Consider the following 8,535-nt stretch of genomic DNA (forward strand, 5'->3'; position numbering starts at 1 on the left):
ATTTATCATCTGAGAAAGGTGCTTTTTGTGTTGCACCACAAAGGTAACTTTGAGGAACAAAACTCCCTTTCTCTTTTTTAAGCGTTTAGGACGCTATTGTTTGAGGACTATAAAAAGGCTCCATCTCAGTTTAAAGCTCCATCTTATTTTTTGGCTTCTAATACAAGAAATAGAGATGAAGATATACCATTAAGAAAAGATACATCAGGAATTTTTATAGGAGAAATTGAAAGTTGTTCTTTTGAAGAAATACCGAAATTTAATACTGTTAATTTTTTAGTTGGAGCTAACAATAGTGGAAAAAGTAGATTTTTAAGAGGGTTTTTTAACACCTTTAATATAATATTAGAATCGTATAACAATATTCCAATAAGTCGTTTAATGGATCAACTTTCTGACCATGAATTTTTTAATATTACCTTTAAGAATGATAAAGAAAACGAAGCCTATCTTCAAGTAACAAATTTTTTGTGGGATTCTATGGAAAAGTTTAATATCCGTAGAAATGAAGGGTATAAATTTGCACATGATTTACTATGTAATTTTGTAGAAAATAGAAGTAGTTATTTCGATTTCCTAGATGGATGTAAAAAAAGGGAAATGCTTTTTAAAACTAAAAAAGTAAAATTTTTATATCTAGATTTTGAAACTAAAATAGAACAGTTAATTAAAGAGTTAGAATTCTGGCACATTAATTATTGTAGTTATAAAATATATATTCCCCCTTTGAGATCTTTGCTTAAATGTGACCAATTAGAAAAAAACAATTTGAGCAGTTTAGCAATTAAGCATTTGAAAGTTCAAAAAGACTCATATCAAGACATATTTACTGGTCTTGAACTGTATGATGAAGTATTGGAAGTTAGAAATTCTGGAAGAAGTCAAGACTTAAGAGAATTCGAAATTTTTTTAGGCAATAATTTTTTTAATGGTTCAGAGATAGAGTTGGTTCCCGATTTAAAAAAAAGCAATATTTTATTAATAAGAATTGATGATGAGAGTCATAGAGCAATTAATGAGATTGGGGATGGTATTCAAGCTATTATTTTATTGTTATATCCTATTTATACGGCAAACTCTAAAACTTGGTTTTTTATTGAAGAGCCTGAAACCAATTTGCACCCAGGCTTTCAGAGAATATTTATAGAAACATTATTAGATAATGATTTTTTAAAAGATAAAAACCATAGATATTTTTTTACTACACATTCTAATCATTTTTTAGATTTAAGTATTCATAGTGATAAAACTGCAATATTTCAATTTAAAAAAGAAAAGGAAAATTATCATACCATAAAAACTGGAGTAAAACCAGATAAAGATGTTCTAGATGAGCTAGGAGTAAATACCTCTTCAGTTTTTCTTTCTAATACTTCTTTATGGGTAGAAGGACCTACCGATAGAAAATACCTTTCTAGATTTTTAAAATTATATTGTGAAAATGAAGATTTACCTTATTTAAAAGAAGATATAGATTTTGCCTTTTTTGAATATGGAGGAAATTTAATAGCACATTACTTATTTGATGATAAGAATTTTGAGGAAGAGGTAAGAGAAAAAATTAACTCTTTTGCTTTGTCAAATCGCATTTATCTTTTAGCAGATGAAGATGCTGCTAATAAAACAACGAAAAAAGGTAAGCGAAGAGTGTTGTTAGAAAATTTATCAAAGGATAATGATAATTTTCAATATCAAAATACAGAATTAAAAGAAATAGAAAACCTACTTCCGAAAGTTACAGTTAAAAGCTTTATTAAAAAACTAGTTAAGGGAGAAGAAAACATTACAAAAGTAGAGGGTATAGATTTTAATAAAAAGGAATATGATAAAGTTGACTTAGGAGAATTCTATAAGAATTTACTTAAAGAATCAGGGGTTCGTCTTAAATCACAAAAGGCTTTCAAAGACGAATCGGGAACTTTAAAAAATACTTATAAGATTAGTTTATGCGACTTTTTTATTAATTCTGAAATTACGTATGAAGAATTAATAGAGGACAATGATACATTAAAGAACCTTATAGAGAAATTATATAAGTTTATCAAAAGCTAATGTCTAACATCTAGTTTTTCTTCTTTCTAGTATCTATTCAGAAATCGTATTTTTGAATAACACAGAAAACAAGATATAAATATGAGTACAACAAATAAAGTAATAACAAAATGGTTGGGTAATATGGCTTTTGAAAGCGATAACCCATCGGGACACAGCCTAAAAATAGATATAGCAAAAGAAGATGGGGGTGATGGTAGTGGCTATAGACCCAAAGCTTTAATGCTAAGTTCTTTAGCAGGCTGTTCTGGCTTAGACGTAGCAGCACTTATAAAAAAGATGAAGTTAGATGTAGCAGAGTTTCAGATAGAAACTATTGCAAACCTTACGGATGAGCACCCAAAATTTTACAATGCAGTTACAGTAGAATATCATTTTACAGGAAAAGACCTAAATGAAAATAAATTGCAACGCGCCGTAGACCTTTCTGTAGAAAAGTATTGTGGTGTTATGGAAATGTTCCGTCAGTTTGCTACCATGGAAATTAAAACGGTTTTTCACCATCAATAAAATAGTAAATTCAAGTTCAAAAAAACAAGTTCAAGCACAAAAAGAAAAAGCCGACAAACAATTTAAGTGATGTCAGAAAAGAAGTTTGATATTGAAGATAGACTTGTAGATATGGCGGCTATGGTTGTTTTATTTACTAAAGGTTTGCCAAGCGATATGACAGGTCAGTATTATGGTAATCAATTATTGCGTTCCGCAGGAAGTTCAGCTTTAAATTTTGGAGAAGCACAAGGAACAAATACATCAAAAGATTATATTCATAAAGCAAGCCTATCTCTTAAAGAACTAAAAGAATCGAGAGTAAACCTAAGAATTCTGAATAAGGTTGCTTATGGTAATGAATTGGATAGAGCTAAGTTATTAGATGAAATAGAACAATTGATACGAATAATAGCAACCATTATAAAAAACAAGAAGTAAAGTATAATGCCTCAATTTTTGGGCTATAAAATTGAACTTGACACTTGTACTTACATTTTTGAACTTAAACAAAGGAATGCGCTGGACTATTAAACCAAAACCAAAACAAGAAGAAATTAGTGCACTAGCAGCTTCTTTAAAAGTAGAAGACATAGTTGCAGAACTACTTTTACAAAGGGGAATTTCTACATACGAAGAAGCCAGAACTTTTTTTAGACCACAATTATCCGATTTGCATGACCCCTTTTTAATGAAGGACATGGATATTGCGGTAGAACGTATTGAGAAGGCCATTACAAATAACGAAAACATATTGGTATTCGGCGATTATGATGTGGATGGCACTACTTCAGTAGCTTTAGTTTCCTCCTATCTTTTAACCTATTACCCCAATGTTGCTACCTATATTCCAGATAGATATGGGGAAGGTTACGGTGTTTCTTATATGGGAATAGATTTTGCGGAAGACAATGATTTTAGCCTAATTATAACGCTAGATTGTGGAGTAAAAGCTATAGATAAAGTGGCATATGCTCACGATAAAGGTATAGATTTTATTATTTGTGACCATCACCGACCAGGAAAAAAATTGCCAAATGCGGTAGCTGTTTTAGATGCCAAAAGAGAAGATTGTAACTATCCTTATGATGAACTTTGTGGTTGTGGCGTTGGTTTTAAATTAATACAGGCATTGGCTGTAAACAATAACCAAACGATAGACGATTTAATACCATATTTAGATTTGGTTGCTACAGCTATAGGAGCAGATATTGTTCCTATAACAGGCGAGAATAGAGTTTTGGCCTATTACGGTCTTAAAGTTATAAATAGCAATCCAAGAGTCGGTTTCCAAGCTATTATTGCGCAAACGAAGAAACAAAAGCTAACCATTACAGATGTTGTTTTTGTAATTGCTCCTAGAATAAATGCTGCAGGAAGAATGAAGCATGGACAGCATGCGGTAAATCTACTAACGGAAACAAATGTAGAGCAAGCAGAGAAGTTTGCTGGCGAAATTGAAAAGTACAATTTGGATAGAAAGAACTTAGATAAAGAAATTACCAAAGAAGCTTTACAACAAATTATAGATAATGGAGAGGAAGAAAAATTTACTTCCGTAGTTTATAAAGATACTTGGCATAAAGGAGTTATTGGTATTGTAGCGTCTAGATTAACCGAAACGTATTACAGACCTACTTTAGTTTTTACAAAGAGTGGCGAAAAATTGGCAGCCTCTGCACGATCTGTAAAAGGGTTCGATGTATATAATGCTTTGGAAGCAAGCTCGGAATTTATAGAGCAATTTGGGGGACATAAATATGCAGCCGGATTAACACTTTTAGAATCGCAATATGATGCTTTTAAAACAAAATTTGAGGAAGTAGTTTCCCAAACGATAGATTCCAATTTATTGACCCCAGAAATTAATGTAAATTCTAGGATAGATTTTGCAAAAATAACACCTAAATTAATGCGAATTATTCGCCAGTTCGAGCCTTTTGGACCAGGAAATATGACACCAGTTTTTATGGCAGAAAATGTAAAAGATTCAGGTTACGCCAAAGGTGTCGGTGCAGACGAAAGTCACTTAAAGTGCTCTATTTTTCAAAATTTAGCGTCTGGGAATAGCCAAAAAATTAACGGTATAGGCTTTAATTTAGGAAATAAATTATCTACTGTCAAAGAACACTCTTTTAGTGCAGTTTTTTCTATTGATGAGAACGAATGGCAGGGAAATTGTTCTTTACAATTGAAAATCAGAGATATAAAATAACAAAGGGTATTGATTTTTGTAATTTGATAACCAGTAGTTATTAATTTATAAAATTTAAAATGTATAAATCCAGTAGTTTTTCTGAAAAAACACCTATCTAAAAACAATAAAAGACCCATGTTTTAAAACATGGGTCTAACAACTCAAACTCAACAAGAAATTAATGGATAGTGTTTTATTTTAAATTACAATTTCTCGTATATAAACTGTGGATACCCTCTTTGCCCTTCACTATTTAATACTGCTGTAAATTTTATTTTATAAAAATTACCTGCTGCATCTTTTAAAACAAAATAACGGTCATCTCTAACACTGGGTGGTGAGCTAAAAGCATTTCTCCAACCACTACCAATAATGCTGTGATCATTACTAACTAACAACGATTCGTCTACATCACTAGCTGTAAAATCTGTATAACTTGGAATAGGGTAATCCGTTCTTTCTTTAGTATCCCTATCTATAGTATATAATGTTTGTTGGTATAAGCTTACGTTCCCTAATGTGTTATGCAACGAATAATCTGAATACGTTACCCCAGATCCTCTACTATAAGTAGAAAATACACCCGTAAAGTTAATGTCCCAATTTTCTGTAGCTGGCTGTACATCTACAGCTACTCCTGTAGTTAAATTAATAGCCGTTACTAGTTTTGAACTATCTTTATTTATAGTTACTTCATTAAAAGTAGTGGCATCTAGTTCTGCATATTGTATAGTATAACTATTTCCATCTGTTAGTATACGTACTTTTAAAAACCCATTATATTCTCCACTAGTTTTAATACTTCCATCATCTGTCGGAGTATCACTTACAGGAATCTCATATCCCATACCTACAATATATACATTGTTATCTTCTGCTGTGGTAGAAATAGTAGAAAATGCAGTTCCATCTAATTGCCCATCTTTAGAGTCTAAAAAAACATACCCTTTGTCAGCATTTGAATACTGTGCATATGTAACAGGAAGTCCTTCAAGTAGTTCTTCTACTGTTGTTATTTCTACTGAATTACCAGATGAAAATAAAGTTAAAGGAGAAGTTAATACTGTTTCTTTAGTAATAGCATTTAAATCTGTAATCCCTTTTAATTCTGCAGCTGAAACTCTTAATGCGGAATTTAAGAATACTGCATTTTCAGCACCATTATATAAACCTATCTCCCAGGTGTCTCTTTTCACCACTTTTTGTTGCCCAGTACTTAAATCTAGATACACCTGGTTTGGTTCTGTAGGTCCTCCTAATGCTATATCTATAACACCGCCTATAGATGCTGTTGGTGTAAAACTTAGTAAAGAAGATGCTGTCTTTCCTTTTACCCATTCGGTTTGATCAAAACTATTAATCGTAAATGTTACAGTTTTGGTAGTTCCTTCGATAGCATCTTTTAACTTTGTAAAAGTTATTTTAGAATTTAAGTCTCCTACTGTAACTGGTAAAGTTATTGTTCCATTTTCTCCGGAAGGAGTTGTCGTAAAATCTTCTCCGTAAACTACATTATCCAAAGTGTAATTAATTGTTATAGCCCCTGCTTCCGTAGCTGCTCTAGAGTATGTAAGACTAATTTCTTTATTTGTGTCAATGTCTAATAAACTGCTAGTCTCTGTTGTAAAAGCAACAGAAAAATCAATAAAATTGTCTTCATCATCATCTTTACAAGATGTGAGTAATAGCAATGTAAACAATACGTTGTATAGTAATAACTTTTTCATTTTGTGTAATTTTAATTAAGGTTTAAATTGTATAAAATTTTTATAAAGTATGATCTTCCGTATCCTAGCAACCTAGATCCTCCAGTGCTAGAATCATGTGCTCCCGTAGCTATATCTGTTGCATTAACTCTAATAATATCTGCGAGGTTTCTGGCGCCAAGAGTTAGTTCTAAATTTTTTAAAGGATTTGTTTTAATAGAAGCGTCTATCCAAGTAAAGGCATTGGTTTGTCTTACAGTAATTTCATCGTTGTTATCCAACACATATAATTGAGATTTTCCATTATATTTTAGAGAGGTAGATAGTGTTGTTCTTAATTTTGGGATGGTATAGGATAGACCAGATGTTAGATTAAGACTCCAAAGATATGTATCTAAATTGTTCGTTAAGTCTATAACAGAGCTAGATTCCCCTCGATACGTTACACCTATATTAGCGGACCATTTATTATTATAATGAAAGCTATTATCAAGGGAAAACCCTACAGTTTTAAAGGTGTCAATATTTTTATACGTAAACTGAATATCATCATCATTGGAAACGGTAAACTCTATTTTGTCTTGTATATCAAAAAAATAGGTTTTAAAAGAAGACTTCAAAAACCCTTTGTTTTGTATTGGAAAAATATTTTCAAGAGAAATAAAATAAGAAACTCCATCTTCTGGTTTTAGGTCAGGGTTTCCCTGTATATTATGGTTACTGTCTACAAAAAAGTAAAATAGTTCTGTAAAATTGGGAGCTCTAAAGGCAGAACCAAATACTGCTTTTAATTTTAGTTTTCTAGTAAAGTCATAAGTAGAGGATAAGGACCATATTAATTTATTTCCAAATTGCGAGTTTGTAGTAAAACGAGCTCCTGGATACAGGGCTATTTTTTTTGTAATTTGAAAATCGGCTGCGCTAAAAAAGTCATAATTCTCTAAACGATTTTTAACCGTGTTTGTAGATTGTGTTCCTGATGCAATGGCGTCAAAACCTGATTGGTTTGTAAATTCATAGCCTAATTGTAAATTAACCCATTTGGATTCTGGAATTAGATTACTAACAAAACCTTTAGAATAAAGTATATCACTAGATTGGCTTATTTCATCTTTCGTGTAAGCCTCTATACCTTGTTGTAAAATATTATACACATATTCTTCGGTGTGTCTTTTTTGTGTTTGTAAAGACAAGGATAAATTGTAGGTACTTTTGCCTATTAAAGGGCCGTAAACATTTAAATTATTAACCAACCGTTTAGTAGTAAACATTTCATCTGTTGCCGTTGGGTTTACATTTCCTAATGCATCTAAACGTCCATTTACGGTATGGCTATACACATCTAAAATCTCTTTATAAGATTGTATTTTATATAAAAATGTATGGTTTTTTACTTTTAAATTTAAATTTCCAAAGAGGGTAATCTGTTCTTTGGGGTTCCATTCTGTTCCTCGTAATTCATCACTTTCAACTAAGTCATCTACAATATTAACATAATTCTGTCCTTTAAATGTATTGTAAAATCCAGCAAAATCATTTCGCGAAGCTCCTATATTCGCAGATATATTTGGGTTAAATGTATGCCCTAGTTTAATGTTTTGAATATGTCTACCCCTATCAAACCATGCGTATTCATCTCCTACCGTTTCTTCTTGTAATGACGTTTGTATTTCCCATTTATGTTTTACATTCTTCTTGGAAACAATATTAATAACACCAGCAACTGCATTATCTCCGTATAAAACCCCTGTGGCACCCTCTATTATTTCAACACGTTCAACATCTTCTAAATTTATCTGTGTTATATCTATGTTATTTCCAATACCATTATCACTTGCCATAGGTATTCCATCGAGTAGTATTTTCACATATTGACCATCTAGACCAAATAAACTTACTGTAGATTTCCCAGTAGCCGCATCGGGTATTATCGAAATGTTTAAATTAAACTGGAGTATATCTGCCAAATTATTCCCTGCAAATTTTGCAATATCGGTACTATCTATAACTGCTACCGAAAAAAGCTTTTTACTCAAGGACATTACTTTGTTTTCTCCAGTAACTATTACTTCGTTAAGCTTTGTTATTTCT

General features: G+C 31.6%; 6 protein-coding genes. 4 read left to right on the top strand and 2 right to left on the bottom strand.

Annotation, left to right across the window (positions count from 1 at the left end):
• Nucleotides 1-96: 96 nt before the first annotated feature.
• The 4 genes from QZZ51_RS15285 (at nucleotide 97) to recJ (ending at nucleotide 4,756) form a co-directional block, all read left to right on the top strand.
• The gene (locus QZZ51_RS15285) at nucleotides 97-2,052 is read left to right on the top strand and encodes an AAA family ATPase (protein ID WP_291871235.1); all 1,956 of its coding nucleotides are present in this window, start codon (nucleotides 97-99) and stop codon (nucleotides 2,050-2,052) included.
• Nucleotides 2,053-2,133: 81 nt separating this feature from the next.
• Entirely contained in the window at nucleotides 2,134-2,562 is a 429-nt protein-coding gene (locus QZZ51_RS15290; protein WP_291871236.1) for an OsmC family protein, read from the top strand.
• Nucleotides 2,563-2,631: 69 nt separating this feature from the next.
• The gene (locus QZZ51_RS15295) at nucleotides 2,632-2,982 is read left to right on the top strand and encodes a four helix bundle protein (RefSeq protein ID WP_291871238.1); all 351 of its coding nucleotides are present in this window, start codon (nucleotides 2,632-2,634) and stop codon (nucleotides 2,980-2,982) included.
• Between the two features lie 76 nt (nucleotides 2,983-3,058).
• The gene (gene recJ, locus QZZ51_RS15300; RefSeq protein WP_291871244.1) at nucleotides 3,059-4,756 is read left to right on the top strand and encodes a single-stranded-DNA-specific exonuclease RecJ; all 1,698 of its coding nucleotides are present in this window, start codon (nucleotides 3,059-3,061) and stop codon (nucleotides 4,754-4,756) included.
• 185 nt (nucleotides 4,757-4,941) lie between these two features.
• Here the strand turns inward: recJ and QZZ51_RS15305 are convergent, their stop codons facing one another.
• Entirely contained in the window at nucleotides 4,942-6,465 is a 1,524-nt protein-coding gene (locus QZZ51_RS15305) for an HmuY family protein (protein ID WP_291871240.1), read from the bottom strand.
• 11 nt (nucleotides 6,466-6,476) lie between these two features.
• The coding region (locus QZZ51_RS15310) for a TonB-dependent receptor (RefSeq protein ID WP_291871242.1) at nucleotides 6,477-8,535 on the bottom strand (2,059 nt) is incomplete at its 5' end.

Origin of the sequence: Maribacter sp. (assembly GCF_016744255.1) — a bacterium.
Lineage (GTDB): Bacteria > Bacteroidota > Bacteroidia > Flavobacteriales > Flavobacteriaceae > Maribacter_B.